The organism is Rugamonas aquatica (assembly GCF_009380215.1).
Lineage (GTDB): Bacteria > Pseudomonadota > Gammaproteobacteria > Burkholderiales > Burkholderiaceae_D > Rugamonas > Rugamonas aquatica_B.
The window spans coordinates 486,448-513,221 of the sequence record NZ_WHUG01000002.1 but is presented as its reverse complement, the minus strand read 5'-3'; the positions used below and the strand labels follow the sequence as shown (position 1 = coordinate 513,221).

Sequence of the window (26,774 nt, the reverse complement as noted above, 5' to 3'; positions counted from 1 at the left end):
GTGCTAGCCCAGTTGAGCGATTTCAAGCCGGACGCCGATAGCGACACCCCTCTCTACATGCAGCTGGCGAACAAGCTGTCCGACGGGATCGCCGCCGGCGACTGGCGAGCCAACGAGGCCCTGCCGTCCGAGCGCGTGCTGTCGGACATGCTCAACATCTCGCGCGTCACCGCGCGCAAGGCGATCGACATGCTGTGCGAGCGCGGCATGCTGACCCGCAAGCGCGGCTCCGGCACCTACATCACGCCGAAACTGGAGCAGCCCTTATCCCGCCTGACCAGCTTTTCCGAAGAGCTGCGCGAACGCGGCTTCACCGCCGGCTCGCGCTGGCTGCAGCGCGACATCGGCATCGCCTCGCCGGTCGAGCTGCTGTCGCTCGGCCTGTCGCCCAACATGCCGGTGGCGCGCCTGAAGCGCCTGCGCACCGCCGACGACGTGGTGATGGCGATCGAGACCACCACCATCCCGGCCCAGTACATGCCCAACCCTCACAGCGTGACCGATTCGCTGTACGGCTACCTGGAAGCCAACGGCACCATCCCGATGCGCGCGCTGCAGCACATCCGCGCCGTCAACGCCAGCGTCGAGCAAGCGCGCCTGGCCAACATACCTGCGGGTGCGGCGATGCTACACATCACCCGCGTCAGTTATCTCGACAACGGCGCAGCGGTGGAACTGACCCACTCGTATTGCCGCAGTGATTATTATGAATTCGTAGCGGAGTCGCGCAGATGAGCAGTGCAATCCAAGGCAATATCCTGACATCGGCGGGCTGGGTCCGCGGTGAGATCTCGTTCAGCGACCGCATCGCCGCCATCCACGGCAGCAGCACCGACCCGTCGAAAAACGAAGACGTCTATATCCTGCCTGGCTTTATCGACCTGCACGTGCACGGCGGCGGCGGCAAGGATGTGATGGAAGGCGGCGACGCCGTCCACACCATCGCCGCCATCCACGCGAAGCACGGCACCACCAGCATGCTGGCCACGACGATGACCGCGCCGCCGGAAGACATCGACCTGGCGCTGCAAGGCATAGGCAAGGCCGCCGCCCAGCGCGGCAAAGGCGAAGCACGCGTGCTGGGCGTGCACCTGGAAGGCCCGTTCATCAACTCCGGCAAGCTGGGAGCGCAGCCGCCGTACGCGCGCACCGCCAAGCTGGCCGATGTCGAGCGCCTGGAAGCGATCGCGCCGATCAAACTGATCACCGTGGCGCCGGAAATCGGCGGCCACCTGGAGCTGGTGCGCGAACTGTCGGACGCCGGCATGCGCGTGCAGATCGGCCACACCCTCGGCACCTACGAGGACGGCGTGGCCGCGCTGGAGCACGGCGCGCACGGCTTCACCCATTTGTTCAACGCCATGACCGGCCTGCACCACCGCGAGCCCGGCATGGTCGGCGCCGCGCTGGCCCATGCGCAGTATGCCGAATTCATACCCGACCTGCTGCACGTGCATCCCGGCGCCATCCGCACCGCGCTGCGCTGCATCCCGCATCTGTACTGCGTGACCGATTCGACCGCCGCCACCGGCATGCCGGACGGCGAGTACATGCTGGGCCGCCACACCGTCATGAAGTGCATGGGCGGCGTGCGCCTGCCCGACGGCACGCTGGCCGGCAGCACCCTCACCATGGACCAGGCGCTGCGCAACCTGGTCGGACTCGGCCTCGATCTGGCGGACGCCTCGGCACGGGTCTCAACGTATGCGGCCGACTATCTCGGCCTGCAAGAGCGGGGCCGCCTGGCCCCCGGCGCCTACGCCGACTTTGTAGTGCTCGACCGTGACCTGAATCTCAAAGCCGTCTATATCGAAGGAGAATTGTTGTGACCTCAATGATGTTGAAAGAAGCCCTGTCCGCAGCCGATTGCGTAGCCCTCCAGCTGGCCAGCGATGGTGACCGTTACGCGGAGCTGGGCCGCAAATTGAGGAGCACGTCCTTCTCGACCGCGCTGACCATCGCGCGCGGCAGCTCCGACCACGCCTGCGCCTACGCCGCCTACCTGATCATGGCCCGCCTGGGCCGCGTGGTGGCTTCGCTGCCGATGTCGCTGGTCACGCTGAACAAATCGCCGCTGATCACCCGCGACACGCTGGCGATCTCGATCTCGCAATCGGGCCAGAGCCCGGACGTGGTCGAGCCGATCAAATACTTCCGCGACGGCGGCGCCACCACCATCGCGCTGGTCAACGATATCGACTCGCCGCTTGCGCATGCCGCCGAGTGGTCGATTCCGCTGCGCGCCGGTAAAGAGCAAAGCGTAGCCGCGACCAAGAGCTTCATCACCAGCCTGGTCGCCGGTGCCCGCCTGGTCGCCGCATGGCAGAACGATCCTGAGCTGCTGGCCGGCCTGGAAGCCCTGCCCGACTCGCTGCGCGCAGCGGCCAAGGAAGACTGGTCGCCGGCGCTGGAAGTGCTGGCCCCGGCCCGCAACATCATGGTGGTCGGCCGCGGCATCAGCTTCCCTGTAGCGTTGGAAGCGTCGTTGAAATTCAAGGAAACCTCGGCACTGCAGGCGGAAGCCTTCAGCGGCGCGGAGATCAAGCACGGCCCGATGGCGCTGATCGAAGAAGGCTACCCACTGGTGATCTTCGCCACCCGTGGCCCGACGCAAGCGAGCCTGCTGCAACTGGCGACCGAGATGCGCGGCCGTGGCGCGCGCGTGCTGCTGGCTGCACCGGCCGACGTGGCCGACCGCGACCTGACCTTGCCGGTAGCGGCGACGCCGGATCTCGATCCTATCGTGGCGATCCAGGCCTTCTACGTGATGGCGGCCCAGCTGTCGGCGGCACGCGGCATGGACCCGGACGCCCCGCGCCACCTGAGCAAAGTCACCAAGACCAACTAAGCAATGCTGCCAGTAACCCCGTCATTCCCGCGAAAGCGGGAATCCATACTGAAGCAGCGTTCACGCTCAGCATGGATCCCCGCCTTCGCGGGGATGACGGCGGCGGCGCTGGTTATGTCTGCTGCCCTCGCGGCGCCTGAAAAAATCGAATTCTGGACCTTCAGCATGAAGCCCAAATTCACTCCCTACTTCGAGACGCTGGTGAAGAACTACGAAGCCGGCAATCCGAATGTGAAAGTCGAGTGGGTCGATTTTCCATGGGACGTGATCCAGACCAAACTGGTGACGCGCATCGTCGCCGGCACCCCGCCCGCATTGGTCAACCTGAACGTGCCCTGGGCCGACGAATTCGCCCGCGACGGCCTGCTCGCGCCGGTCGACGCCCTGCTCGGCGAAGCCCGCCCGCGCTACCTGCCCAGCACACTGGAAGACCTGACCTTCGGCGGCAAGACCTACGGCTTCCCGATGTACAGCAACGTCGCCGTCATCGCCTACAACACCCAGATATTCAAAGCCGCCGCCATTCCGCACGCGCCGCGCGATCTCGACGAACAGCTGCTGTTCGCGCGCCAGATCGCCGCCCGCACCGGCAAGGCCGGCCTGTGTCCCGCGCTGTCCAAGATCGACGGCCTGATGATGCAGCAAGGCCTCGCCGTCATCAAGGACGGCAAGGCGGTGTTCAACTCGCCCGCCCACATCGCGCTGATCAAAAAACTCGCCGACACCTACAAGGCCGGCGGCCTGTTGAAAGACGCGCTGTTCGCCGAAGATAACTTCCCCGCCGCAATCGACGCCTACAAGGGCGGCCGCCTCGGCATGCTGCTGGCGCCACCGACGGCCGTCAAGCGCATCCAGAGCGACGCAAAAGACATCTACGCCATCACCGACGTCGCCCCCGCGCCGCTGGGCCCCACCGGCATCGCCGACGGCGGTTGGCTGATCCACTTCGCCGTGCCGAAAAACGTCGACGCCAGGCTGCTGCCTGCGGTCGGCAAGTTCGCCCGCTACCTGACCAACGACGCCAACCAGCTGGCCTTCGCCAAACAGGCCAGCGTGTATCCGGCGATGGCGCAGGCGGCCAACGATCCCTTCTTCATGACCGCCCCGCCGGGCGCCGGTGCGGCCGAGAAGGCTGTATCTGCGGGCGCCGTTTCGATGCCGCACTCGCACACGCTGTACGTGGCCGGCATCACCGACTACGATGAACTGCGCCGCTATCTGGTGAAGGCCGTCGAAGCCGGCGTCACCGGCAAGCAGGACGTCAAGCAGGCGCTGGACCAGGCGGTCGCGATCTGGAACAAAAAACTCGCCGCACAGCGGAGCCACTAAGATGAGCCGCGTGAACCTCTCCGCCTGGCTGTTCCTCGCCCCTGCGCTGGCGCTGCTGGCCGTGTTCTCCTTCTGGCCGGTGGCCTTCGGCTCCTTCCTCGCCTTCACCGACTACAGCCTGATACGCGACACCCACTGGGTAGGCCTGGACAACTTCCGCTACATCTTCGACAACGAGATGTTCGTCACCGGCCTGAAAAACTCGCTGATCTTCCTGCTGATGGTGCCCTTCGTGCAGATCGGCGCGCTCGGCCTCGCGGTACTGGTCAACAACCAGCTGCCCGGCATCCGCTACTTCCGCGCCGCCTTCTACGTCCCGGTCGTCACCACCGTCTCGGTGGTCGGCATCATGTGGGGCTTCATGTTCCACGAACAGGGCGCGCTCAATTACGTGCTGACGACGCTGCGCTTGGTCGGCGCGCCGGTCGGCTGGCTCTCCAACGACAGCCTGGCGCTGTTCGCCATCATGTTCGTCACGCTGTGGCGCGGACTTGGCTGGTACATGGTGATGTACCTGGCCGCGCTGCAAGCCGTCCCCGCCGACATGCAGGAAGCCGCCATCCTCGACGGCGCCAACCGCTGGCAGCGTTTCTGGCGGATCACCGTACCGATGCTGCGCCCGACCATCATGGTCTGCACCATCCTCTCCGTGCTGGCCGCATTGAAGGCCTACCAGGAAGTGGACGTGCTGACCCAGGGCGGCCCGATGAACTCCACCTTCACCGGCTTGTACTACGCCTACGACCAGGGCCTCAAGCACCTGAAGCTGCCGCGCGCATTGGCCGCCAGCTTCGTCATGTCCATCTTCTGCATCGGCATCGCCCTGCTCTGCCTTCGCTACATCAAGCCCAAACACCGATGAAGACGATCGCCCGCCCCCTGCTCCACTACCTGCTGCTCTGCGCGATCGCGGTGGTCTGCGTATTCCCGTTCTGGTGGACGCTGGTGACGGCCATCTCCACCGAAGGGAACATCTTCGCCTTCCCGCCGACCTTCTGGCCGAACCAGCCCTCGTTCGACAACTTCATCGAAGTGTTCAAGGCGATTCCGATCTGGTCCTTCTTCCGCAACTCCGTCTTCATCGCCGCCTGCACCGTGTTCTGGAAGCTGGCCCTGTGCTCGGCCGCCGCCTACCCGCTGGCGCGCATGCACTTCAAGGGACGCAAGCTGGTGTTCGGCCTGATCCTCGCCACGCTGGTACTGCCGTCGGAAGTGAACTTCCTGGTCAACTTCATCACCGTGACGAAACTGAGCTTGGTCGACACCTACACCGGCGTGATCCTGCCGAACGTGGTGACGGCGGTCGCCATCCTGCTGCTCAAGCAGGCCTTCGAGGAAGTGCCGCAGGACCTGATCGACGCCGCCCGCGTCGACGGCGCTTCCGAGTGGACCATCTTCAGCAAGATCATGCTGCCGCTGATCGCGCCGTGGCTCGCCACCGTCGGCATCCTGACGGCGGTCGAAGCCTGGAACGAATACATCTGGCCCTCCATCGTGATGAGCAAGCCTGACGAATTCCCGCTGTCGGTGGGCGTGCTGTATTTGCGCGGCACCTTCGGCAGCAGCACGCGCGTGATCGCCGCCGGCACCATATTGACCATCCTGCCCACGCTGGCAGCCTTCCTCTTTACTCAACGATTCTTCATGCGTGGCATGGACGGAGCTGTGAAATGACGACACCAAATCAAAACGAACTTAGAAAAATCGCCGGCCAGCTGATCATGATCCGCTTCCCCGGCACCGTGCTCGATGCCGCCACCGCCGATTTCATCAAGGCCAACGGCATCCGCGCCGTCTGCCTGTTCCGCGGGAACATGACCGACTCCGAGCAGCTGGGCAAACTGACCGCCGACCTGCGCGCCGTCATGGGCCCCGAGTCGCTGATCGGCATCGACCAGGAAGGCGGCGCCGTGGTGCGCTCCACCTGGGTGCCTGCGCCGCCGGCCGCCATGGGACTGGGCGCCGCCAACGACACCGACCTGTCCTACCGCACCGGCGCCGCCGTCGCGCGCGCCGTCAAGTCGCTGGGTTTCAACTGGAACTTCGCGCCTGTGCTGGACCTGAACAACAACCCGCACAACCCGGTGATCGCCGAACGCTCCTTCGGCGCCGAGCCGCAACGCGCCGCCGAACTGGCGATGGCGTGGATGGCCGGCAGCCACGCGGAAGGCGTGGCCTGCTGCGTCAAGCACTTCCCCGGCCACGGCGACACCAACGTCGATTCGCACCGTGACCTGCCGACCGTGAACAAGCCGGTCGAGGAACTGGACCGCCTGGAACTGGCGCCGTTCCGCATCGCCTCCGGCGCCGCCCCGGCCATGATGACCGCGCACATCGTCTACCCGACCTTGGACCCGGACAATCCAGCCACCATGTCGCGCCGCATCCTCACCGGCCTGCTGCGCGAGGAATGGCAGTACAAAGGCATCGTCATCACCGACGGCATGGACATGCACGCCATCGCGGGCCGCTACGGCGTGGGCAACGCCGCCGTGCGCGCGCTGGTCGCGGGCGCCGACATGGTCATGGCGCTGGGCACCACCGAAACGCAGAACGAAACGCTGGACTCCATCGCCGCCGCCATCGCCTCGGGCGAGCTGCCGATGACCGAAGTCCAGCAACGCCTGGACCGCCTGGCGTCGCTGGCGCTGGCCTATCCATGCAAGCCGCGCTCGTACAAGGAAGACGCCGCCGACCGCGTGGTGATGGCCGAAGGCTGGCGCCGCAGTCTGACCGCCTACGGCGCACCGGCCCGTCCGGCCGCCGGCGCGCAAGTACGCCTGGTGGTGCGCCAGGACGTGGTCAGCGACGGCGTGTCCGAAGCCGGCGTGCCGGCCGAGGTAGTGGCCGCATCGCTGCGCCGCCTGTACGACGTCGAACTGACCACCTTCGCCGACGCCGACACCTTCGACTGGAGCGCCTTACCGCAGGACGGCCGCTTCACGATCCTGGCGTCGACCTCGCGCCTGCGCTACGGCGAGCACGCGCGCAGCACGTGGAAGCCCGACCTGCACCTGGCGCTGTGGAATCCGTATCAGGCGCTGGACATCCAGTCGCCATCGCTGATGACCTACGGCTTCGCCCAGCCGGCGCTGGACGCGGTCAACGGCTGGCTAAGCGGCGAACTGGAAGCCACCGGCAACGCACCGGTGCCCGGCTTCGCATAACAAATCAATCAGGGGGAGGAGGCAATATGGACAACAACAAAATACGCAATCCGAAGTTCTGGGTACCCAGCCTGTATCTGGCGCAGGGCCTGCCGTTCTTCGCGGTGGCCATCGTCGCCAACCAGATGTTGAAGAGCATGGGCGTGCCCAACGACGAGCTCAATCACTGGACCGGCTTGATCGGCTTCGCCTGGGTCTTCAAGCCGCTGTGGAGTCCCTTCCTGGAACTGGCCAGCAGCAAGAAGCTGGTGGTGGTCGGCTTCCAGGTCTTCGGCGGCCTGTGCCTGGGCGGCGTGGCGCTGGCGCTGCATGCGCCGTTCTGGTTCGCGGGCTGCATGGCGATGCTCGCACTGGTCGGCATCTCGGCGGCCACCCACGATATCGCCTGCGACGGCTTGTACATCACCAGTCTCGATGAAAAAGGCCAGGCCAAATACGCCGGCTGGACCGGCACCTTCTTCAACGCCGGCAAGTTCTTCACCACCGGCGGCCTGCTGCTGCTGGCCGGCCACTTCGAGAAGACCATCGGCGTGGTGCCGGCATGGACCATCTGCTTCTGCATCCTGGGCGCCATCATGGTCGCCCTGGGCCTGTACAACGGCTGGGCGCTGCCGCTGGCGAAGAACGAGGTCACGGCCGACACCAACGCCGGCGCCATCGCCCGCACGTTGTGGGAAGTGATCGTCGAATTCTTCAAGAAGCCCGGCATCTGGATCTCGATCGTATTTATCATTCTGTTCCGCGCCGGCGAGGCGCAGGTGCAGTCGATCGGCCCCCTGTTCCTGCGCGAGGCGCGCAACCTCGGCGGCCTTGGCCTGACCACCGCCGAAGTGGGCGCGGTCTACGGCACCGTCGGCACCGTGGCCTTCGTGGTCGGCAGCATCGCCGGCGGCTACTTCACCTCGTGGCTCAGCCTCAAGCGCGCCATCCTGTGGCTGATCCTCGCGGTCAACCTGCCCAACGTCGCGTTCTACCTGCTGTCCGTGTTCCAGCCGACCGACCTGTCGGTGATCGGCGTGGCGCTCAGCGTCGAGATGTTCGGCTACGGCTTCGGCTTCGTCGGCCTGATCCTGTACATGATGCAGGTGGTCGCGCCGGGCAAGTTCCAGACCGCGCACTACGCCTTCTCGACCGGCATCATGCAGCTGGGCTTCGTGCTGTTCAAACTGTTCAGCGGCGACATCCAGATCTCGCTGGGCTACCAGCACTTCTTCATCTGGGTGATGCTGTGCGCGATCCCGGTGGCGGTGCTGTCGCAGATCATTCCGATGGCCGCGCGGCCGCAGGAGCAGGAAGAGCCGGCGCCGCAGGCCGCCGTGCGCGCGGGCTAAGCGGATGGCCAGCGTCAGCCTCCAACAGATCGTCAAGCGCTACGACCAGACGGCCGTGATCCACGGCGTCGACCTCGATATCGCCGACGGCGAATTCATGGTCTTCGTCGGCCCGTCCGGCTGCGGCAAGTCCACCCTGCTGCGCATGATCGCCGGCCTGGAGCCGATCAGCGGCGGCACGCTGCACATCGGCGACGTGCTGGCCAACGACATCGCCCCGGCGCAGCGCAAGCTGGCCATGGTGTTCCAGTCCTACGCGCTGTACCCGCACATGACGGTGTACGAGAACATGGCCTTCGCGCTCAAGCTGGCCGGCCGCAAGCCGGCCGAGGTGGCGGCGGCGGTGGAGCGCGCGGCGGCGATTCTGCAGATCGCGCCGCTGCTCAAGCGCCGGCCCAAGGAGCTGTCCGGCGGCCAGCGCCAGCGCGTGGCCATCGGCCGCGCCATCGTGCGCACGCCGGAAGTGTTCCTGTTCGACGAGCCGCTGTCCAACCTGGACGCCAGCCTGCGCGTGCAGATGCGGGTGGAGATCAGCCGCCTGCACCAGGAACTCAAGACCACCATGATCTACGTCACCCACGACCAGGTCGAGGCGATGACGCTGGGCCAGCGCATCGTGGTGTTCAACGCCGGCCGCATCGAGCAGGTCGGCACGCCGCATGAGCTGTACAACCATCCGGCCAACCTGTTCGTGGCCGGCTTCCTCGGCACGCCGAAGATGAACTTCATCGCCGGCGAGATCATCGCGGTGTCGGCCGGCCATGCCAGCGTGCTGCTGCCGGGCGGCGCCATCGTCGACGTGGCGGTGGCGGGCGGCGCGGATGGCGGCGCGGGCGCGCAGCGCGGCGACCGCGTCACGCTGGGCGTGCGCGCCGAGCACCTGTCCATCGCCGCGCCGCAGCAGGGCAACGCCATCGACGTCGGCGTCGGCCATGTGGAATACCTGGGCGACCAGTCCATCGTCTACACCACGCTGGCCGGCGTGGGCGAAATGATCGCCGTCAAGCAGACCGCCGAGGCGCCGCCGCTGCACGCCGGCAGCCGCACCCGCGTGCATCTGCCGCCGTCGCGTTGCCTGCTATTTAACGCCGAAGGCCAGGCGCTGGCGCGCGCGCCGGCACACGCTTGAATTCGTAATATGACCCGGTTTTATGTAACAATACGCGGGTTTACACTGTCGCGATGGCATGGCGTACCCGCCGGCCCTCTAAATTGTTTGATAGAAGGATAATTCATGTCCCACACTCGTCTCGCTCGTATTAGCCTGATCCTGGCCGCCATCGGCCTGAATGCCGCACCGGCCATGCTGGGCATGTCCCCTGTCTACGCCGCCGAAGCCGCCAAGCCGGCCGAGCCGCCTAAGGATGCCGTGCGTCCCGAGATCTTCAAACTGATCGACCCGGCCCAGACCAAAGATCTGCTGGCAGCGAAGAACTACGCCGAATTCAAGAACCGCATCGACACCGCGGCCGCCATGCCGAACGTGACGCCGTACGAAGAATTCGTGCTGAACCAGATGCGCGTGCAACTGGGCCAGGCCAACGGCGACCATCAAGGCACCGTCAAGGCGCTGAGCGCCATGATCGACTCCGGCCGCCTGAAGCCTGAAGACAAGCTGCGCTTCATCGACGCCGTCGCCGGCATCTACTACAGCAACATCAAGGACTACGACCAGGCCATCACCTGGTTCACCCGCTACGGCACCGAGTCGGGCGACACGCTCAAGCAGCGCCAGTTCATCGTGCGCTCCTACTTCTTCAAGGACGATTTCGCCACCGCCAAGGCCGAAGCGCTGAAGGACATCGCCGCCGCCAAGAAGTCCGGCGCCACGCCGCCCAAGGACGAGTTGAACCTGCTGGGCAACGTCGGCATCAAGACCAAGGACACCGAGCTGTATCTGCAAGCGGTGGAAGAGCTGACCCGCTACTACCCGACCGAAGACTACTGGTTCGACCTGCTGAACCGCACCCGCGGCAAGAAGGCCTACGCGCCGCGCCTGGACCTCGACATCGCCCGCCTGAAAGCGCTGGCAGCACCGTCGAAGATGGAGCCGGAAGACTACGCCGAGATCGCCGAACTGGCGGTGCTGGGCGGCTTCTTCACCGAAGCGAAGATCGCCATGGACAAGGGCTACCCAGGCGCCATCCCGAACGACAAGAACAAGGCCGCTCTGCAGAAGATCCGCGACAGCGCCAACAAGGGCGCCGCCGACGATGCGAAAAACATCGACAAGGGCATCGACTCCGCGCTGAAATCCAAGGACGGCGTCGGCCTGGTCAACCTGGGCTACAACTATGTGACGCTGGGTCAGGCCGACAAGGGCATCGACCTGATGAAACAGGGTATCGCCAAGGGCGTGTCGAAGAATCCTGAAGACGCCAAGCTGCGCCTGGCCTACGCGCTGGCGATCGCCGGCAAGAAGGATGACTCGGTCAAGCTGCTGGAAACCATCAGCGGCAACGACGGCCGCGGCGACCTGGCGCGCTACTGGATCATGTACCAGAACCCGCCGAAAGCAGCACCGGCGGAAGCCAAGTAATCGAGAAAGCCGGCCTAGCGCCGGCTTTTTTATCGCCGCATCGCCGACGACAAGGCGTTCAGCAATTGATGTCCGCCGTCGGCGCTCAGCTCCCAGAACATCGCCCCGCGCAGGCCCTGCGCCTTGATGTAGCGCGCCTTCTCCTTCAGCGACGCCGGATCTTCGTAGGTGATCCAGACCTGCTGCGCCGCGTTGTACAGATACGGCGCCCTGGCCGCCGCGTTCCAGTAGCGCCGGTAGCCACCGCCGCCCTGGCTGCCATCGCGCGCCGGCGTCAGATAGCCCTGCTTGAGCAGATGGCCGTAGCCATACGAATTGCCTCCATCCACGCCGCCCGTGGCGCCGCCGTCGCAGGCCTGGTACTGGCCGTCGCCATCGGCGCCCGGCGGACAGCCTTTCCAGCCGTAGCCGTAGAACGGCACGCCCAGCACCAGCTGCCGCGCCGCCACGCCGGCCTGCAGATAGCGCCGCACCGAACCGGCCGCGTAGAAGCCGTCGTCCGTCACCGGATCGCGGACATCGCCGTACAGCGCCGCATGATGGCCGCTGCGCTGCTCCCACGGCATGTGGTAGTCGTAGGCCATGATGTTGATCCAGTCCAGGCTGGAGGCCAGCTCGCGCAGCCAGCCGCTGGCCGCGCCGCCATCGTTGACGTAGTTGGCGTTGCCGCCCGCGGCGATGGTGATGCTGTAATGCTTGCGGTCTTCCCGCCCGGCCGCGTCGAAGGCGGCGCGCAGCTCGCGCGCCAGCGTGATGAAGTTACGCTTGTCGGCCGGCCGCGCGCACACCTCGCCCGCCACGCATGGCACGCCGGCCTCGCCCGGATATTCCCAGTCGATGTCGACGCCGTCCAGGCCATGGCGCCGCATCGTCTTCACGGCGGAGGCGATGAAGGCGGCGCGCGCGGCCGGCGCATCGGCCACGTTGGAAAAGCGGTTCGACCAGTTCCAGCCGCCCACCGACACCACCACCTTGAAACCCGGGTGGCGCCGCTTCAGCGCCACCAGCGCGCGCAGATTGGCGCCGTCGCTGGCGGCGTCGCGGAACACCAGCGCGCCGTTGGCCGATGCCGCATCGCCGGCCGCGTCCTGGCACGGCGCCACGTCGTTGACCGAGGGATCGGCGTTGCCATGCTTGCCGTCCCAGCAGACATCGACGAAAGCGTACAGCGCCATCGTCAGCTTGCCGGCGCCGACGTTGGCGGCGCTGACGGCGAAGGCGTCCGACTTCCAGCCGGGGTAGTAACCGACGATTTCAGGCGCGGCCATCGATGGCGCGCACACCAGCGCACCGGCCAGCGCCAGCGCCGGGCGTTTCAAACGGTAGCAGTTCATAAGTCCTTGCAAGGTCAGGTGGCGTTCAGTTCCGCCACGAAGTCGTACATATCGCCGCGAAAATAGGAGCGGCAAAACTCCACCGCGCGGCCGTCGCGCAGAAAGCCCAGCCGCTCCACCGCGAGGCCGGCGTCGCCCTCGCGCGCCTGCAGCAGCATGGCCTGCTCCGCATTGAGCAGCAGCGCCGACAGCCGTTGCAGCGCGCGCACCGGCCGGTTGCCGGCCCGCTCCAGCGCGTCGTACATCGAGGTGTCGACCGCCTCCAGCGACGGCAGGCACGAGGCGACGATGGTGGCGTACTCCAGGCACATCGGCTCGTCGTCGGCGTAGCGCATGCGGTGGAAGCGGTAGACCGCGGCGCCGGGACTGAGCCGCAGCCGCATCGCCTCGTCCGGCGTCACCGTGCCTTCCGAGCGCTTGAGCCACACGCTGCGCGGCGTGCGCCCGCGCGCCCGCATGTCCTCGGAAAACGAGGTCAGCTTGGCGAAGTTCTTTTCGATGCGGGTGTTGATGAAGTTGCCGGAGCCGGGCCGGCGCACCAGCACGCCCTCGCCGACCAGGCCGTCGATGGCCTTGCGCACCGTGATGCGCGAGATCGCCAGGTCGGCCGCCAGCTGGCGTTCGGCCGGCAGCGCGTCCTCCGGCTTGAGCAGATGGTGCTCGATCGCCGAGCGCAGCGCCCGCTGCAGGCGCTGGTAAAGGGGAAGGTGACTGGTCTCATTGAGGTGCGCCCGGATGTGTACCAGTGGGCTGATTGGATTGCTTTCCATAACGCTGCACGCATCCTGTCTTGTAGTTGTCAATCGATAATACCAAAAAAAGACCAGCGCACAGCAAGCGGTCCCACCCGCGTCATCAAATATTTTAATCATCACCCCGCAAACCCGCATGGATACTGGGTTTGCGCCTGTTGTAGCGATACAAATCCCGGTTCCATACCACCGCATCGCCGGTAGCTAATAGTTACCAAAGCAACAGTCTGTATGCCGCATACAACATAACAAAAAAGAATTTGAAAGTGGTAGTGATCTGGTATTCAAAGACGGGTATATTGGCGTTGGATTGGTTTTGTAAGTGGTTTGTAAAGAAGTAAATAAGAGACACATCAACAATCAGTAGGCTCGGCGGAGCCTTCATCAACGGGAGGGAACATGTACCACAATTCAAATAACACGAAAATGTCCAAACGCACGCCTATCGCCACCGCGGTCGGTCTGCTGATACTCGGCGCCAGCATCACGGCGCAAGCGCAGGAAGCGGCGGCGCCGGAACAGGTGATCGTCACCGGCATCCGCGCCTCGCTGCAGCAATCGCTGAACCAGAAGCGCAACTCCGACAGCCTGGTCGAAGTGATCACCGCCGAAGACGTCGGCAAGATGCCTGACAAAAACGTCGCCGACTCGCTGCAGCGCCTGCCAGGCGTGAGCGTGGCGGCAGCCGGCGGCGGCGAAGGCTCGTTCGGCGAGAACGACCGCGTCGCCCTGCGCGGCACCCCGTTCGGCCTGACCCTGACCACCCTGAACGGCCACTCGGTATCGAGCGGCGACTGGTTCGCCGACAACATCGTCGGCGGCGGCCGCAGCGTGAGCTTCTCGCTGTTCCCTTCCGAACTGATCGGCCGTGTCACCGTGCACAAAGGCTCGCAGGCGGACCTGCTCGAAGGCGGCGCCGAAGGCGTGGTCGATATCGAGACCCGCAAGCCGCTGGACTTCAAGAAGAAATTCAATGCCCAGTTCAGCCTCGGCGGCGTCAACTCGTCCAACTCCGGCAAGACCGATCCGCAGATCAACGCCCTGATCGCCTGGAAGAACGACAGCAACACCCTCGGCATCCTGGTGCAAGGCTTCCATGAAAAACGCACGCTGAGCCGCGTCGGCCAGGAAAACCAGGTCTGGTACGACCACGTCGACGCGGGCAGCCCGATCGACAAGGCCATCCCGGGCGCGGCCACCGCCATCAAGACCACGCCGGCTGCCGGCGCCATGGCCAACTTCCTGGGCGGCACCGCCTGGTTTGAACAGAAGCGCACCCGCAACGGCGGCCTGATCGACGTGCAGCTCAAGGCCAGCAACGACCTGACGCTGGACCTGACGGCCTTCCATTCGCACCTGGACGCACCGAACATCAACCACAACTTCATGCAGTCGCTGGGCCGCTTCCTGGCGCCGTCGTGGGCCACCACCAACTTCCCGACCGGCGCCGTCAGCGGCACCCTGAGCAACGGCGTGATCACCCAGCTGACCGGCACCGTGCCGGCCAACTGCACCGCCTGCGCCACCATGTCGAGCGCGGTGCAGGAAGAGTTCAGCCGCCCTGTGGCCGAGAGCCAGTCGCAGTTCGTCAACGTCGACGCCAAATGGCGCGTCAATGAAAACCTGACCCTGAACGGCAAGCTCGGCACCACCAAGGGCCTGGGCAACACCGTCAGCGGCGCGCTGGGCGTCTGGATGCCTTGGACCGGCGGCAGCTACACGATCAGCGGTTCCGGTTCGCCGGTGATCTACAACACGCCGGGCGCCGACAAGTTCTCGATCGGCGGCCAGCAGGCCACCCCGTACACCTACGGCTCGCACGTCACCGCGACCGACAAGGAAACCTACGGCCAGGTGGACGGCACGCTGAAAACCGAATGGGGCGCAGTGCACTCGCTGCAGTTCGGCGGCCGCGTTGCGGAACACAAGCGCGACCTGACCTCGATCGGCATCAACGCCCTGCCCGGCCTCGATTCGGTGGGCAACCTGCCGATATCCGGCCTGACCGCCTTCCCGAACGACTTCAACGACCTGGGCGCCAACGGCGCCGGCTACTGGACCTTCTCGCAGGACGCCGTCAACGGCTGGCTGAGCAAGTATGGCAGCTACTCGGGCGACCTCAAGCAGAGCGAGTTCAGCATCAAGGAACCGACCCAGTCGGCCTACCTGATGGCCAACTTCTCCACCGAGAGCCTGTCGGGTAACTTCGGCGTGCGCGTGGTGCACACCACCGAAGAAGTGAACCGCTTCGAGATCGGCCCATCGGGCGGCTTCGAGCCTAAGCGCTACTCGAACAGCTATATCGACTTCCTGCCGAGCGCGAACTTCCGCCTCGATATCAACAAGGATCTGGTCGGCCGCTTCAGCACCAGCCGCACCATGGCCCGTCCTGAGCTGGGCATGATGGCCGGCGTCGATCTGCGCGACGTTCAGGGCACCGGCAACGTCGGCAATCCGAACCTGCGTCCTATCCGCGCCAATAACTTCGACCTGGGCCTGGAGTGGTACTTCGCGCCGAAATCGATGCTGTCGGCCGACGCCTTCTACTCGTCGCTCGATGGCTACGTGACCTACGGTTCCGGCACCGCCACCTTCTACAACCAGCTGCAAAAGCAGAACACCGTGTACCAGGTCAGCACCCCACTGAACACCACGGCGGAAGTGAAAGGTCTGGAGTTCGCCTACGTGCAGGATCTGGCCAAGGGCTTCGGCGTGAACGCCAACTACACCTACACGCTGGGTTCGGAAACCGGCAAGGCGCCAGGTTCGGCCTGCGGCGCGCTGGCCTACGCCGATTGCACCCTGATCGGCACCTCGAAGAACGCCTACAACGTCGGCGCCTTCTACGAGCAGGACAAGTTCAGCGCCCGCATCACCTACAGCTGGCGCTCGGGCTTCCTGAACGGCACCAGCCGCAACAGCGCCGCCTTCCAGGCGCCTATCGGCACGCTGTCGGCATCGATCGCCTATCAGATCAACGAGAACTACAGCCTCACGCTGGACGGCAAGGACTTGAACAATCCGCTGGTGCGTTCGATTACCCACACGCCGGGCGCGATGGACCTGCCAGGCTCGCTGTACAAGAATGGCCGTCAGGTGTACTTCGCTCTGCACGGTAAATACTAAGTCGTGAACGACGGGGCGCGCGAGCGCCCCGTCTTTTTATCCGCACAAACGAACAGCACACCATGAACGCCAATAGCGCCCCACCCAAAAAGATCCTCATCGTCGGCGGCGGTTCGGCCGGCTGGATGACGGCGCTGATGTATGGCGAATCGCTGATCAAGACCGGGGTCGAGATCACCGTGCTGGAATCGCCGACGGTCGGCGTGATCGGCGTGGGCGAAGGCTCGACGCCGGCGCTCAAGCGCTACTTCGACGCGCTGGGCATCGCCGAATCCGAATGGATGGCCGAATGTAACGCCACCTATAAAACCGGCATCGCCTTCGACGGCTGGTCCACCAAGCCCGGTTACGAAAGCTATTTCCATCCGTTCGCCACGATGGTCGACAACCTGACGCTGCCGACCTTCATCGAGAACATCCATGCGCGCCAGCGCGGCGCCCACGTCGACGCGCGGCCCAACCGCTACTTCCTGTCGTCGCGCCTGAGCGACGACGCGCTGGCGCCCAAGGCGTCCGAGAACTTCCCGTTCTTCACCACCTACGGCTACCACTTCGACGCCGCGCTGCTGGGACAATTCCTGCACAAGAAGGCCGCCGCGCTGGGCGTCAAGCACAAGGTCTGCCACGTCACCCACGCCACCCGCGACGCGCAGGGCGACATCGCCGCCGTCGCCACCGAGGAAGGCGAACTGCTGGCGGCCGACTTCTTCATCGACTGCTCCGGCTTCTCCGCCCTGTTGATCGGCAAGGCGCTGGAGACGCCCTTCGTCAGCTACGCCGACAACCTGCTCAACGATTCCGCCATCGCCATGCCGACCGAGATCGGCGCGCGCATCGAACCGAAGACCGTGTCGGCCGCGATGAAGTTCGGCTGGGCGTGGCAGATCCCGCTCACCAACCGCTACGGCAACGGCTATGTGTACAGCTCCGCCTTCGTCTCGGCCGACCAGGCCGAGACCGAACTGCGCGCCAAGATAGGCACGCTGGAATCGGACACGCCGGCGCGCCACCTGAAGATGAAGCTGGGCCGCGTGGCCAAGCACTGGAACCGCAACTGCCTGGCGGTGGGATTGTCGCAGGGCTTCCTGGAGCCGCTGGAGGCGACCGCGCTATACCTGACCCAGATGACGGCCGCGATCTTCCTGCTGTTCCTGGAAAAGGGCGACTTCAGCGAAGCGGCGCAGCAGGCCTACAACCAGCAGATCCACGACTACTTCGACGGCCACCGCGACTACATCGTGGCCCACTACAAGACCAACACCCGCACCGACACCGAATACTGGCGCACCAACGCCGGCAATCTGAACGGCGTGTCGGACTCGCTCAAGCACATCTTCCAGACCTGGATCGAAGGCGGCGACCTGGTGGCGGAACTGCGCCGCCAGGACATCGAACGCTACTACCCCATCCTGTCGTGGCACGCGCTGCTGGCCGGCATGGGCACCTTCCCGGACGTGGCCCCCGCGCCGGCCGGCGCCGCCGACATGCTGGCGCCGATGGACGATTTCATGCGCCGCTGCGCACTCAATTTCCGCGACCACCGCACCGTGCTGGAGAGCATGGGCTGAGGATCGCCAACCGGTTCATTGTGTAGTCTGTTCCCCGCCATGGGCTGTCCCGGCCCTGGCGGGTTTTTTTTTTGCCTATGCGGCGGTGGCCAGCCCGAAGATCAGCGACTGATGCGTGGCGGCGCCGGCCATCGCGCCGTCGGCCACGGCCAGCGCCACATTGCCGAACAGGCGCGCCGCGTCGCCGCATACAAACACGCCGGCCACGCTGGACGCCTTCATCCCATCGACCCGCACATGCGAACCGGTCGCCCCCTGCTCCATCTCGCATCCCAGTTGCTCGGCCAGCGGACTGCCGCTGTGGGTGCGGGTCAGCACGAACAGTCCCGCCATCTCCAGGCTGCGGCCATCCTGCAACTGCACGGCCGCATGGCCGGCTATGGCCTGCACCGGCGTACGCTCGATCGCCACGCCGCGCGCAGCCAACGCCGCCAGCTGCGCCTCGTCCGGCTCGAACGCGCCATTGAGGAAGAACGTCACCTGCCCCCAGTCCGGCAGCATCATCGCATGGTGGATGGACAGCGGGCCGGTCGCCAGCACGCCGATTGCGCCTTCCATCAATTCATAGCCGTGGCAATACGGGCAGTGGAAAGCGCTGCTGCCCCAACGCTCGGCCAGGCCGGCGATCGGTGGCAGCTCGTCGACCACGCCGGTCGCCAGCAGCAGCCTTGCTGCGTTGAACGAACCGCCATCGGTCAGCGTCACGCGGAAGCCTTGCGCCGTCTGGGCCGCCTGCGTGGCCGAAGCTTCGATCCAGCGCACCGTCGGATACTTCATCAACTGCGCGCGGCCGTCGGCGGCGATGGCCGCAGCCTCGCGGCCGTCCTGACCAAGGAAGCCATGTGAATGCTGGGCGTATCGGTTGCGGCGCTGGCCGGCGTCGATCACCAGCACGCGGCGGCGGGCGCGCGCCAGCTGCATCGCGGCAGACAGGCCGGCGTAACTGCCGCCGATGACGATGACGTCGAATTCAGTCGTCGGATGGGGGATGTGCATGGGAAGCTCCTTTGTGATTGGCGTATCCGTCGTTGAAGCGGGCCGACAGGTCGGCCAGCGTCACGTCCTTGAAACGTTCGATCAGCAAAGCCTCGGCTTCATCGAAGGCGCTGGACAGCGCGTCGTTGACGGCGCGCTCCACCAGGCATAGCGGATGCTCGTCACGATTCCCCATCGCGAACACCGTGGGCGAACCGACCGCCTCGTAGATGTCGCGCAGCGTCACCTTGCGCAGGTCGCAGGTGATGCTCCAGCCGCCGCCGTGGCCCTTGCCGGAGCCCACGTAGCCGCGCTCGCGCAGCCCGGCCAGCACGCGCCGCACCAGCACCGGATTGGTGCCGAGGAAGCCCGCCAGTTCGTCGGAGGTAAAAGGCCGCTCGGCATGCGCCATGTGCAGCAGCACGTGCAGGATGGAAGATAGTTTGCTGTCTCGTCTCATGTAACTAATGATAGTACATAATCGGGAAGCGTGCTGGCCGTGGCGCTTTTTACAGCGTCGGCAGAATCCTGAAGTCGCCGGCCACCGCATCCAACGCCGGGCCGTCGTCGACCGTCACCTTGGAAACCTGGGCTGCGGGCGGGCCGCGCCGGGCCCATGCGGTAATGGCCTCGATGGCATGCGCCTCGCCATCGACAGCGGCCTCCACCATCAATCGAATCATGATCGCTCCCAAATTGCCGAAAGAATACAGGGTGGGATTAGTACTGCACGACCCTTAAAGCGTTTATTGATTTATTCAGTTTTACCAAAATAATGAAATATCACAAGCAAGCCTATGGAAACCAACACCGACATCGCATGAAGCTTGCTGTAACTGAAAACACTTTCACTTACCTGAGTAAATTTTCCATGAGATGCGAGAAAAAAGTGGCCATCCTTCTCTTTCCCATTCAAGGCATCGCCGCCAAAATACATGGCGCCAAGGATAAAAGAAAAGAAGTTAATACCTACTGCGTAACCAAAAAATTGCTTCATATTGCCCATTCAAGCCCGATAACCCACATTCATAACATACAACTCCAGACAGAATGCCGCCACGGCCAGCACCATCGGCAAAACCGACAGCAACTGTCCGAAGCGGCCCGCCGGCACACCCTTCGCCCGCCTCGCCTTGTATGCCTTGTATCCGAAGAAGAAAGCCAAAGGAGGCAGCACGAACAGCGGCACCACCAGCCAGAAGGTCAGCACCGACAAGGCGGTAAGAACAAGCGACAGTGCAGCCATGTTTTCCCTATCGATTACTTCGCACTCGCGGCAGGCGCCGCACCTTTGGCCTTGGCCTCATCGCCCGCCGTCACCACCGTCAGCTTGGCCGGATCGATAGCCTTGCGGAAGGCCGCATTCACCTGCACCAGCGTGGCCGCCTTCAGCTTGTCCTCATACTCCTTGCTCCAGCTGTATGTGCGGTTCATATACAGATTGCGCGTCCACCCAGCAGCCAGCACGCTGTCCTTCGAGCGGTTCTGCACGCGCTGCTGCAACAGGCCCGATTTCGCGCCCGCCAGTTCAGCCGCCGTGAAGCCATCCTTCACCGCCCGCTCCAGCTCCTGCCTGATCGCCGCTTCCAGCTTCTTCAGATTCTGCGGCGCTGCGATGGCATCGATACCGAAGCTGCCGGCGCGGTCGATCTCCCCAGGCTGCAAACCCGAACCGCCGCCATAAGACAAGCCATCCTTCTGACGAATGCGATCCATCAGCCGCGACTTCAAGCCGCCCTCACCGAAGATGTAGTTGGCCAGGTCCAGCAGCGGATACTCCGCATCGTTGACGTTCAGGTCCAGGTTCAAGCGCGCGGTGTAGAAACCGTTCTCCTTGTCCGGCGCATTGATCGCCTTGTGCAGCGGCGCCTTGTCCTCATTGGCCGAAGTGATCGGCGCATAAGCCACCTTGCTGTCCCAGCCTCCGAAGCTCTCGGCTATGGTCTTGCCGATCGCCGCCTTGTCGAAATCGCCGACAATCGCCAGCTCGCCATGATTGGCGCCGTAGTACTCGCGATGGAAGGCCACCACGTCCTCCAGCTTCAATGCCTTCACTGCCGCCAGCTGCTCATCGACCGTCATCGGCGCCCGCACATCGCCCTTCGGATAATGGTTGAAATACAGATCCACCTCCGTGCGCGCCAGCGACTGCGGCTCATTGCGCGACGCCTCAATCGCCACCAGCCACTGCTGGCGCAACTGCTCGAACTCCGCCGCCGGGAAGCTGGCCTCCTTCAGCACATGCGCGACCAGCCGCAGCGCCGCATCCAGATTCGGCCCGGTGGTGTCGAAGTGATACAGGCTGCCGGATATCTTCAGCTTGGCGAAAGCATCGGCCAACTGCTCGCGGCTGTACTTGCTGGTACCGCGCATCAGCATCTCGCTGGCGGCGTTCGACACGATGGCCGTGTTGAACAAATTCTTCTCATCGCCCCAATGCAGCTGCAAGTCCACCGACACCGACTCGCCCCGGTTCTTCTTGGTCAGCAGCGCCACCTTCAAGCCGCCGATAGTCTTGATCTCGCTGCGCGCATTGATATTGGCCTGGCTCGGATCGAACACCTCCGACGTCAGCACGCTATCCTTGCCCTTGAAATCCTTCATCACCTCCGCCACCGTCGGCGCAGCCGGAACCTCCGCGCGCAGCGGCGCGTCCTCCGGCACGAAGCTGCCGACCACACGGTTGTCGCGCTTCAGATAACGCCCCGCAGCCGCAGCCACCTGCTCCGGCGTGATACCCGGCAGCTTGTCGCGGCCCTCGAACAGCAAGCGCCAATCGCCCAGCGCGATCTCCTCGGACAGGCTCACGCCCACGCGCTGCGGATCATTGAGCGCCTTCTCGATGCCATTGGCGAAATTGCGCCGCGCGCGCTCCATCTCCTCCGCAGTAGGCGGCGTGCTGGCGAAGCCCTCCACCGTCGCGATCAACGCATCGCGCACCGGCTCCAGCGGCTCGCCCGCCTTCACCACCGCGCCGATGATCTGCAAGCCCGGCGCATAACCGGTCTGGCCGAAGCTGAACACCTGCGCCGCCTTGCCGCTCTCCACCAGCGCCTTGTGCAGACGCCCGGTCGGCGTATCGCCCAGAATCTCGGACATGAAACTCAGCGCATCGCTATCCTGCTGCAGCGCCGACGGAATCTTGTAGCCCAGCGCGATCACCTGCATATCGCCCTTGCGCCGCACCACGAAGCTGCGCTCACCGTCCTGCGTCGGCTCGACCGTCCAGAACGGCGGCAGGCTGCGCTTGGGTTTCGGGATCGCGCCGAACGATTTGCTGATCCACGCCAGCGTCTGCGACGGCTCGAACTTGCCGGCCACCAGCAGCACCGCGTTGTCCGGCTGATAGTAGGTGCGATAGAAAGCCTGCAAGTTCTCGATACGCACGTTCTCGATATCGCTGCGATTGCCGATGGTCGAACGGCCATACGAATGCCAGTCATACGCCACGCTCTGCATGCGCTTCAACAGCACCGAAAACGGATCGTTCTCGCCGCTCTCATACTCGTTGCGCACCACCGTCATCTCGGAATCGAGATCCTTGCGGGCGATGAAGGAATGGACCATGCGATCCGCCTCCATATCCAGCGCCCACTTCAGATTATCCTGGCTGGCCTGGAACACCTCGTAGTAATTGGTGCGGTCGTAGGAAGTGGTGCCGTTGAACTCCATGCCCCGGTTGGCGAATTCCTGCGGAATGCTGCGGTTCTTCGGCGCCCCCTTGAACATCATGTGTTCCAGCAGGTGGGCCATGCCCGTCTCGCCGTAATTCTCGTGGCGCGAGCCGACCAGATAAGTGACGTTGACCGTCACCGTCGGCTTGGACGCATCGGGGAACAGCAGCACCTTCAAGCCGTTCGGCAGCCGGTACTCGCTGATGCCCTCGACCGACGGTCCCTTGACCACGCCGGCCGGCAAGGTCTGCGCCCAGGCGCTGCCGGTGGCGGCAAAGGACAGGCCGCACAGCATCAGGCTGGCGGCGGCGACGTGTTTCAAACGGCTGGTGTTCATGGTCTCTCGCGAAAAAAACTGAAGAACAGGCAGCATACGCCCTACCCCGCCCTCGTGGGTAGACGCTTAAGCAAATTTTAAAACACGGGAAGGGTCAGGCTTTTTCAGGCAGGATGCAGGCATCGACCATCTGCAGGTCGTTGTCCTTGGCGAAGGAGATGACGAAGTGATAGGCCAGCGGTTCCAGCTGGCGCAGCTTGCCGTTGACCACCACCGACTTGACGCCATTGATGACGGTCGGCGTGACATATGGCGAGAACTGCAAATGGGAGTCGCGTCCGCCGCCATAGCCTTCCGGCTTGAAGCAGGACATCACGCCGCACAGGCGCTCGGCCCAGTCGCTGGGACGGAACTGCCTGCCATTGCTGGTCTGGCCGAGGATGAAGAACGAATCCTGCTGTTCTGACGGTTTGTTAGCTGACTCTGCCATAGGCGGCTGCTTAGGAGTAGATACTTGTTGGTAACAAGAATGCGTGGAAGATCCCGGCTTGGTCGGACGGGCGGATATCATTCTGTAAGAATCTTACGTATTATATCTTATAGAAGACCTAAATACGTAAGTCATTGATTTCAATCCAGATTCCAGCGCGATTAACCACTTTGGTGCAGAATAATCATCATTCTGCACCACAGCAATGCCGCTATTGTACCTGCTTATGTGCTGCGTTATGGCGTCGCGCCGAGCCAGACTGCGCCCGACAGCAGCAATAACAACATCATCCACAACAACAAGGCGCGCCACACCAGGCCCACCGTGCTTTGCAGCGCGCGCACATTCGGCTCCTCGCCCGGCAGCACGTCCGGCTCCTCGTCGCTGAGGTCCACCGTGGCCGCATCGGCCGGCAACACCTTGGCGGCGTTTTCCACCGGCGAGCCCAGACGCACGCCCATCGCGCCGCCACCGGCCGACAGAATGATGCCGATCGCCTCGTCCGCCCAGCGGTGGGCGAAGTTGCGCCACGCGTAGATAGCGTCCTCGAAATTGCCGACCACGGCGAAGGCCACCGCCGTCAGCCGCACAGGTATCCAGTCGATCCAGTAGAACGCGCGCGCGGCGAACTGCCCGAAGGCCTCGTTGCGCATGTGTTCAGGTTCGTTCCAGGCGCGCGCCAGATGCTCGGCCACGCGGTACATCACGGCGCAGGCAGGGCCCAGCGGCATCAGGAACCAGAAGAACACACCGAACACATTGCGGTGCGTGGTAATCAGCGACTTCTCGACGGCGATGCGGGCGATCTCGGAGGTTTCCATGCCCACCGTGTCCTGCTTGGTCCACTCGGCCAGCAAGGCGCGCGCGGTGGCGTCGTCGCCGGCGTTGAGCGCCAGCTGGATCGAGGTGAAGTAATGGCTGTAGTGGCGGAAGCCCAGCGTCAGGTAGACGATCAGCACGTTCCATGCGAACGCGGCCAGGAACCAGTTGTAGTGCTTGAGCACCCAGTAAATCAGTGCCGTCGGCACCATCAGGATGGCCATCATCAGGAACCAGCCCATGCGGCCGTGGGTCGAGTGACCGGCATTGAACCAGGTCTCCATCCGCAACGCCAGGCTCTTGATTTCAGCGTAGATCGGATTGTCCGCGCGCAGCGGCTTCATTTGCTCGATCAGCAGCGCACATAGAATGGAAAGAAATGTCATTAAACGTCCTTTGAGTCGACTAAGTTTGCTTAGAAAGGTGCGCAGCGAGGCGCGGCGACGAAGACAGTACAAATTGTACGGCGAGGAGCCGCAACGAAGCTGCGCGCCTTTCTAAGCAAACTTACAGATGCCCGCTACGATAGCGTAGTGTGACTATGCGCGCAAGAAATGGAACAGATTGCGCAGCATGCCCGCAGTTGCACCCCAGATGTAATAGTCGCCGTACGGCATCGCGTAGAAGCTGCGCCGGCCGCCCGGCAGTTGCACCGACAGCCGCTGGTGATTCAGACCGTCCATCAGGAAGGCCAGCGGTACTTCGAAAATCTCCGCCACCTCGGACGGATCGGCGGTCACCTCGAACGGCGGCGCGATCAGGCCCACCACGGGGGTGACGCAATAACCGGTGCCGGTCAGATACTTGGGTAAGGTGCCCAGCACGTCCACGTGGCGGCGCGCCAGCCCGATCTCCTCCTCCGACTCGCGCAGCGCGGTATCGACCGCATCGCTGTCGTAGTCTTCGGCGCGGCCGCCGGGAAAACTGATCTGGCCACCGTGATCGGTCAGGTGCGCGGTGCGCTGGGTCAGCAGGATGGTCAGGCCGGCCTCGCGCTGCACCAGCGGGATCAGCACCGAAGCAGGCGTTGGCGTCGGCCGCTGCGACAGGCTGCCCAGCGATTCCTCGGCGCCCTCGGGCGTCCACAACGGCTGCTCGATGAAGCGGCCGCGCAGCCACGCGGGCGTCAAACGCTCCGGCGCAACAGCGGGCTCGCCGGCGATGGCATCCACAGGCAGTTCTTTCGGGTCGAATAACGGCTTGGCCAAACACTACCTCCATACATGCAAAAAAGGGGCACCAATGGCGCCCCTTCTATCCAAACACAAACGCAGCTATTAAGCGGCGGTTGCTTTCGCCACTGGGCGACGGTTTGGCAGTTTTTCCTTGATACGTGCCGATTTACCGGAACGATCACGCAGGTAGTACAGTTTAGCGCGACGTACGTCACCGCGGCGTTTCACTTCGATCGAAGCGATCAGCGGGGAGTACAGCTGGAAGGTACGCTCTACGCCTTCGCCGGACGAGATCTTACGAACGATGAAGTTCGAGTTCAGGCCACGGTTACGACGGGAGATGACGACGCCTTCGTAAGCCTGGGCGCGCTTGCGGGTGCCTTCGACTACGTTAACGTTGACGATCACGGTATCGCCAGGTGCAAAGTCAGGAATGCTTTTGCCCAGGCGAGCGATTTCTTCTTGCTCGAGTTGTTGAATCAGATTCATTTAGATGACTCCATAAACCATCGTGCTGGCGCGCTATGAGTCGAAACTCGATGCCCAGTAGAGGATGGGGTTAAACAACCATGCGGACGACATGTCCGCCGGCTTCTACGACAACAGGTTTACAAACCTGCCAAAAACTTTTCATCAAGCTTGGTGAGCTGCCCTGCCTCACGCGCCTTGACCAGCAAATCCGGGCGCTTGCGCGCGGTCGCCTCCAGCATGCGCTGACGACGCCATTTCTCGATCTCGGCATGGTTGCCGCCCATCAGAACCGGCGGCACGCCCACACCTTCATACGTTTCCGGCCGTGTGTAGTGCGGCGAATCCAGCAAGCCGTTGACGAAGCTGTCTTCGATCGCCGAGGCATCCGTGTTCAACACGCCAGGAATCTGGCGGATCACAGCATCCATCAAGGCCATCGCCGGCAGTTCGCCGCCGGACAGCACAAAATCGCCAAGGCTGATTTCCTCGTCGATGCAACGGTCCAGCAAACGCTGGTCCACCGCTTCGTAGCGGCCGCACAGGATCACCAGACCGGGCTCCTGCTTCAGCTGCATCACGCGCTCATGCGTCAACTGCTTGCCCTGCGGCGACATGAACACTACGCGGGGCGCGGGCAGACCGGCATCGGTCTGGCGTTGCTTCGCCGCGTTGAGCGTCGCTTCCAGGGGTTTGGCCAGCATCACCATGCCGGGGCCGCCGCCATAGGGGCGGTCATCCACAGTACGGTGATTGTCGGTCGTGAAATCGCGCGGATTCCACAACGACAAGCCACATTTATTCTGTTCAAACGCGCGCCGGGTGACACCCGACTGCGTCAGTGCGGCGAACATTTCAGGGAACAGGGTCACGACATCGAATTGCATGGCGGGCCGCCCTTA

The 26,774-nt window shown here is 64.1% G+C and carries 25 protein-coding genes; 12 read left to right on the top strand and 13 right to left on the bottom strand.

The window, feature by feature from the left end:
• From GEV02_RS06520 to GEV02_RS06475, 10 genes are all read left to right on the top strand, one after another.
• Window positions 1–735 (top strand): GntR family transcriptional regulator, encoded by a 735-nt coding sequence (locus GEV02_RS06520; RefSeq protein ID WP_328595741.1) that lies wholly within the window; start codon window positions 1–3, stop codon window positions 733–735.
• A complete protein-coding gene (nagA, locus tag GEV02_RS06515) occupies window positions 732–1,829 on the top strand; it encodes an N-acetylglucosamine-6-phosphate deacetylase (RefSeq protein ID WP_152837257.1) in 1,098 nt (365 codons plus the stop codon). The genes GEV02_RS06520 and nagA overlap by 4 nt, the downstream gene beginning before the upstream one ends.
• Window positions 1,830–1,834: 5 nt before the next feature.
• A complete protein-coding gene (locus tag GEV02_RS06510; protein ID WP_152837537.1) occupies window positions 1,835–2,848 on the top strand; it encodes an SIS domain-containing protein in 1,014 nt (337 codons plus the stop codon).
• A gap of 114 nt (window positions 2,849–2,962) precedes the next feature.
• Entirely contained in the window at window positions 2,963–4,177 is a 1,215-nt protein-coding gene (locus tag GEV02_RS06505; protein ID WP_235922682.1) for an ABC transporter substrate-binding protein, read from the top strand.
• A gap of 1 nt (window position 4,178) precedes the next feature.
• A complete protein-coding gene (locus GEV02_RS06500) occupies window positions 4,179–5,039 on the top strand; it encodes a carbohydrate ABC transporter permease (RefSeq protein WP_152837253.1) in 861 nt (286 codons plus the stop codon).
• Complete coding sequence (locus GEV02_RS06495; RefSeq protein WP_152837251.1) at window positions 5,036–5,851, top strand: carbohydrate ABC transporter permease; 816 nt, start codon at window positions 5,036–5,038, stop codon at window positions 5,849–5,851. The genes GEV02_RS06500 and GEV02_RS06495 overlap by 4 nt, the downstream gene beginning before the upstream one ends.
• Window positions 5,848–7,344, top strand: coding sequence for a glycoside hydrolase family 3 protein (locus GEV02_RS06490; RefSeq protein ID WP_152837249.1), 1,497 nt, complete (start codon window positions 5,848–5,850; stop codon window positions 7,342–7,344). The genes GEV02_RS06495 and GEV02_RS06490 overlap by 4 nt, the downstream gene beginning before the upstream one ends.
• Before the next feature lie 26 nt (window positions 7,345–7,370).
• A complete protein-coding gene (locus tag GEV02_RS06485) occupies window positions 7,371–8,675 on the top strand; it encodes an MFS transporter (RefSeq protein ID WP_152837247.1) in 1,305 nt (434 codons plus the stop codon).
• A gap of 4 nt (window positions 8,676–8,679) precedes the next feature.
• Window positions 8,680–9,804, top strand: coding sequence for an ABC transporter ATP-binding protein (locus GEV02_RS06480; RefSeq protein WP_152837246.1), 1,125 nt, complete (start codon window positions 8,680–8,682; stop codon window positions 9,802–9,804).
• Window positions 9,805–9,909: 105 nt separating this feature from the next.
• Window positions 9,910–11,214 (top strand): hypothetical protein, encoded by a 1,305-nt coding sequence (locus GEV02_RS06475; protein WP_152837245.1) that lies wholly within the window; start codon window positions 9,910–9,912, stop codon window positions 11,212–11,214.
• Between the two features lie 29 nt (window positions 11,215–11,243).
• Here the strand turns inward: GEV02_RS06475 and GEV02_RS06470 are convergent, their stop codons facing one another.
• Window positions 11,244–12,548 (bottom strand): glycoside hydrolase family 18 protein, encoded by a 1,305-nt coding sequence (locus GEV02_RS06470; protein ID WP_152837244.1) that lies wholly within the window; start codon window positions 12,546–12,548, stop codon window positions 11,244–11,246.
• Window positions 12,549–12,562: 14 nt separating this feature from the next.
• Window positions 12,563–13,318, bottom strand: a complete 756-nt coding sequence (locus GEV02_RS06465) for a GntR family transcriptional regulator (protein WP_152837243.1) — start codon at window positions 13,316–13,318, stop codon at window positions 12,563–12,565.
• 408 nt (window positions 13,319–13,726) lie between these two features.
• Between GEV02_RS06465 and GEV02_RS06460 the strand changes: the two genes are divergently transcribed.
• Together GEV02_RS06460 and GEV02_RS06455 are read left to right on the top strand one after the other, a co-directional pair.
• Entirely contained in the window at window positions 13,727–16,426 is a 2,700-nt protein-coding gene (locus tag GEV02_RS06460; protein ID WP_174998998.1) for a TonB-dependent receptor, read from the top strand.
• Window positions 16,427–16,488: 62 nt separating this feature from the next.
• On the top strand, window positions 16,489–17,994 hold the full coding sequence (locus GEV02_RS06455) for a tryptophan halogenase family protein (protein WP_152837241.1): 1,506 nt from the start codon (window positions 16,489–16,491) through the stop codon (window positions 17,992–17,994).
• A gap of 75 nt (window positions 17,995–18,069) precedes the next feature.
• Here the strand turns inward: GEV02_RS06455 and GEV02_RS06450 are convergent, their stop codons facing one another.
• The 11 genes from GEV02_RS06450 to trmD all read right to left on the bottom strand — a co-directional run bounded on the left by GEV02_RS06450 (window position 18,070) and on the right by trmD (window position 26,759).
• Complete coding sequence (locus tag GEV02_RS06450) at window positions 18,070–18,990, bottom strand: NAD(P)/FAD-dependent oxidoreductase (RefSeq protein ID WP_152837240.1); 921 nt, start codon at window positions 18,988–18,990, stop codon at window positions 18,070–18,072.
• Window positions 18,965–19,429, bottom strand: coding sequence for an Rrf2 family transcriptional regulator (locus tag GEV02_RS06445; protein WP_152804531.1), 465 nt, complete (start codon window positions 19,427–19,429; stop codon window positions 18,965–18,967). The genes GEV02_RS06450 and GEV02_RS06445 overlap by 26 nt, the downstream gene beginning before the upstream one ends.
• Window positions 19,430–19,478: 49 nt before the next feature.
• Entirely contained in the window at window positions 19,479–19,652 is a 174-nt protein-coding gene (locus GEV02_RS06440; protein ID WP_174998996.1) for an acylphosphatase, read from the bottom strand.
• Between the two features lie 71 nt (window positions 19,653–19,723).
• Window positions 19,724–19,966, bottom strand: a complete 243-nt coding sequence (locus tag GEV02_RS06435) for a hypothetical protein (RefSeq protein WP_152837238.1) — start codon at window positions 19,964–19,966, stop codon at window positions 19,724–19,726.
• A 9-nt stretch (window positions 19,967–19,975) separates the two neighbouring features.
• Window positions 19,976–20,215, bottom strand: a complete 240-nt coding sequence (locus GEV02_RS06430; RefSeq protein WP_152837236.1) for a hypothetical protein — start codon at window positions 20,213–20,215, stop codon at window positions 19,976–19,978.
• A 14-nt stretch (window positions 20,216–20,229) separates the two neighbouring features.
• Window positions 20,230–22,980 carry a M16 family metallopeptidase gene (locus GEV02_RS06425; RefSeq protein ID WP_152837234.1) on the bottom strand — a complete coding sequence of 917 codons (2,751 nt, stop codon included), beginning with the start codon at window positions 22,978–22,980 and terminating at the stop codon, window positions 20,230–20,232.
• A gap of 94 nt (window positions 22,981–23,074) precedes the next feature.
• Window positions 23,075–23,410, bottom strand: coding sequence for a DUF3579 domain-containing protein (locus GEV02_RS06420; protein WP_070267610.1), 336 nt, complete (start codon window positions 23,408–23,410; stop codon window positions 23,075–23,077).
• Between the two features lie 236 nt (window positions 23,411–23,646).
• Window positions 23,647–24,615 carry a CobD/CbiB family protein gene (locus GEV02_RS06415; RefSeq protein WP_152837232.1) on the bottom strand — a complete coding sequence of 323 codons (969 nt, stop codon included), beginning with the start codon at window positions 24,613–24,615 and terminating at the stop codon, window positions 23,647–23,649.
• A 153-nt stretch (window positions 24,616–24,768) separates the two neighbouring features.
• On the bottom strand, window positions 24,769–25,437 hold the full coding sequence (locus GEV02_RS06410; RefSeq protein WP_152837230.1) for a CoA pyrophosphatase: 669 nt from the start codon (window positions 25,435–25,437) through the stop codon (window positions 24,769–24,771).
• A 69-nt stretch (window positions 25,438–25,506) separates the two neighbouring features.
• The gene (rplS, locus tag GEV02_RS06405) at window positions 25,507–25,893 is read right to left on the bottom strand and encodes a 50S ribosomal protein L19 (RefSeq protein ID WP_008446022.1); all 387 of its coding nucleotides are present in this window, start codon (window positions 25,891–25,893) and stop codon (window positions 25,507–25,509) included.
• A 119-nt stretch (window positions 25,894–26,012) separates the two neighbouring features.
• Entirely contained in the window at window positions 26,013–26,759 is a 747-nt protein-coding gene (gene trmD, locus GEV02_RS06400; protein ID WP_070358876.1) for a tRNA (guanosine(37)-N1)-methyltransferase TrmD, read from the bottom strand.
• Window positions 26,760–26,774 lie beyond the last annotated feature (15 nt).

Coding starts and splice junctions, on each gene's coding strand:
- nagA (WP_152837257.1), top strand. CDS start 732: ATGAGCAGTGCAATCCAAGGCAATATCCTGACATCGGCGGGCTGGGTC.
- GEV02_RS06510 (WP_152837537.1), top strand. CDS start 1,835: ATGATGTTGAAAGAAGCCCTGTCCGCAGCCGATTGCGTAGCCCTCCAG.
- GEV02_RS06505 (WP_235922682.1), top strand. CDS start 2,963: ATGTCTGCTGCCCTCGCGGCGCCTGAAAAAATCGAATTCTGGACCTTC.
- GEV02_RS06500 (WP_152837253.1), top strand. CDS start 4,179: ATGAGCCGCGTGAACCTCTCCGCCTGGCTGTTCCTCGCCCCTGCGCTG.
- GEV02_RS06495 (WP_152837251.1), top strand. CDS start 5,036: ATGAAGACGATCGCCCGCCCCCTGCTCCACTACCTGCTGCTCTGCGCG.
- GEV02_RS06490 (WP_152837249.1), top strand. CDS start 5,848: ATGACGACACCAAATCAAAACGAACTTAGAAAAATCGCCGGCCAGCTG.
- GEV02_RS06485 (WP_152837247.1), top strand. CDS start 7,371: ATGGACAACAACAAAATACGCAATCCGAAGTTCTGGGTACCCAGCCTG.
- GEV02_RS06480 (WP_152837246.1), top strand. CDS start 8,680: ATGGCCAGCGTCAGCCTCCAACAGATCGTCAAGCGCTACGACCAGACG.
- GEV02_RS06475 (WP_152837245.1), top strand. CDS start 9,910: ATGTCCCACACTCGTCTCGCTCGTATTAGCCTGATCCTGGCCGCCATC.
- GEV02_RS06470 (WP_152837244.1), bottom strand. CDS start 12,548: ATGAACTGCTACCGTTTGAAACGCCCGGCGCTGGCGCTGGCCGGTGCG.
- GEV02_RS06465 (WP_152837243.1), bottom strand. CDS start 13,318: ATGGAAAGCAATCCAATCAGCCCACTGGTACACATCCGGGCGCACCTC.
- GEV02_RS06460 (WP_174998998.1), top strand. CDS start 13,727: ATGTCCAAACGCACGCCTATCGCCACCGCGGTCGGTCTGCTGATACTC.
- GEV02_RS06455 (WP_152837241.1), top strand. CDS start 16,489: ATGAACGCCAATAGCGCCCCACCCAAAAAGATCCTCATCGTCGGCGGC.
- GEV02_RS06450 (WP_152837240.1), bottom strand. CDS start 18,990: ATGCACATCCCCCATCCGACGACTGAATTCGACGTCATCGTCATCGGC.
- GEV02_RS06445 (WP_152804531.1), bottom strand. CDS start 19,429: ATGAGACGAGACAGCAAACTATCTTCCATCCTGCACGTGCTGCTGCAC.
- GEV02_RS06440 (WP_174998996.1), bottom strand. CDS start 19,652: ATGATTCGATTGATGGTGGAGGCCGCTGTCGATGGCGAGGCGCATGCC.
- GEV02_RS06435 (WP_152837238.1), bottom strand. CDS start 19,966: ATGAAGCAATTTTTTGGTTACGCAGTAGGTATTAACTTCTTTTCTTTT.
- GEV02_RS06430 (WP_152837236.1), bottom strand. CDS start 20,215: ATGGCTGCACTGTCGCTTGTTCTTACCGCCTTGTCGGTGCTGACCTTC.
- GEV02_RS06425 (WP_152837234.1), bottom strand. CDS start 22,980: ATGAACACCAGCCGTTTGAAACACGTCGCCGCCGCCAGCCTGATGCTG.
- GEV02_RS06420 (WP_070267610.1), bottom strand. CDS start 23,410: ATGGCAGAGTCAGCTAACAAACCGTCAGAACAGCAGGATTCGTTCTTC.
- GEV02_RS06415 (WP_152837232.1), bottom strand. CDS start 24,615: ATGACATTTCTTTCCATTCTATGTGCGCTGCTGATCGAGCAAATGAAG.
- rplS (WP_008446022.1), bottom strand. CDS start 25,893: ATGAATCTGATTCAACAACTCGAGCAAGAAGAAATCGCTCGCCTGGGC.
- trmD (WP_070358876.1), bottom strand. CDS start 26,759: ATGCAATTCGATGTCGTGACCCTGTTCCCTGAAATGTTCGCCGCACTG.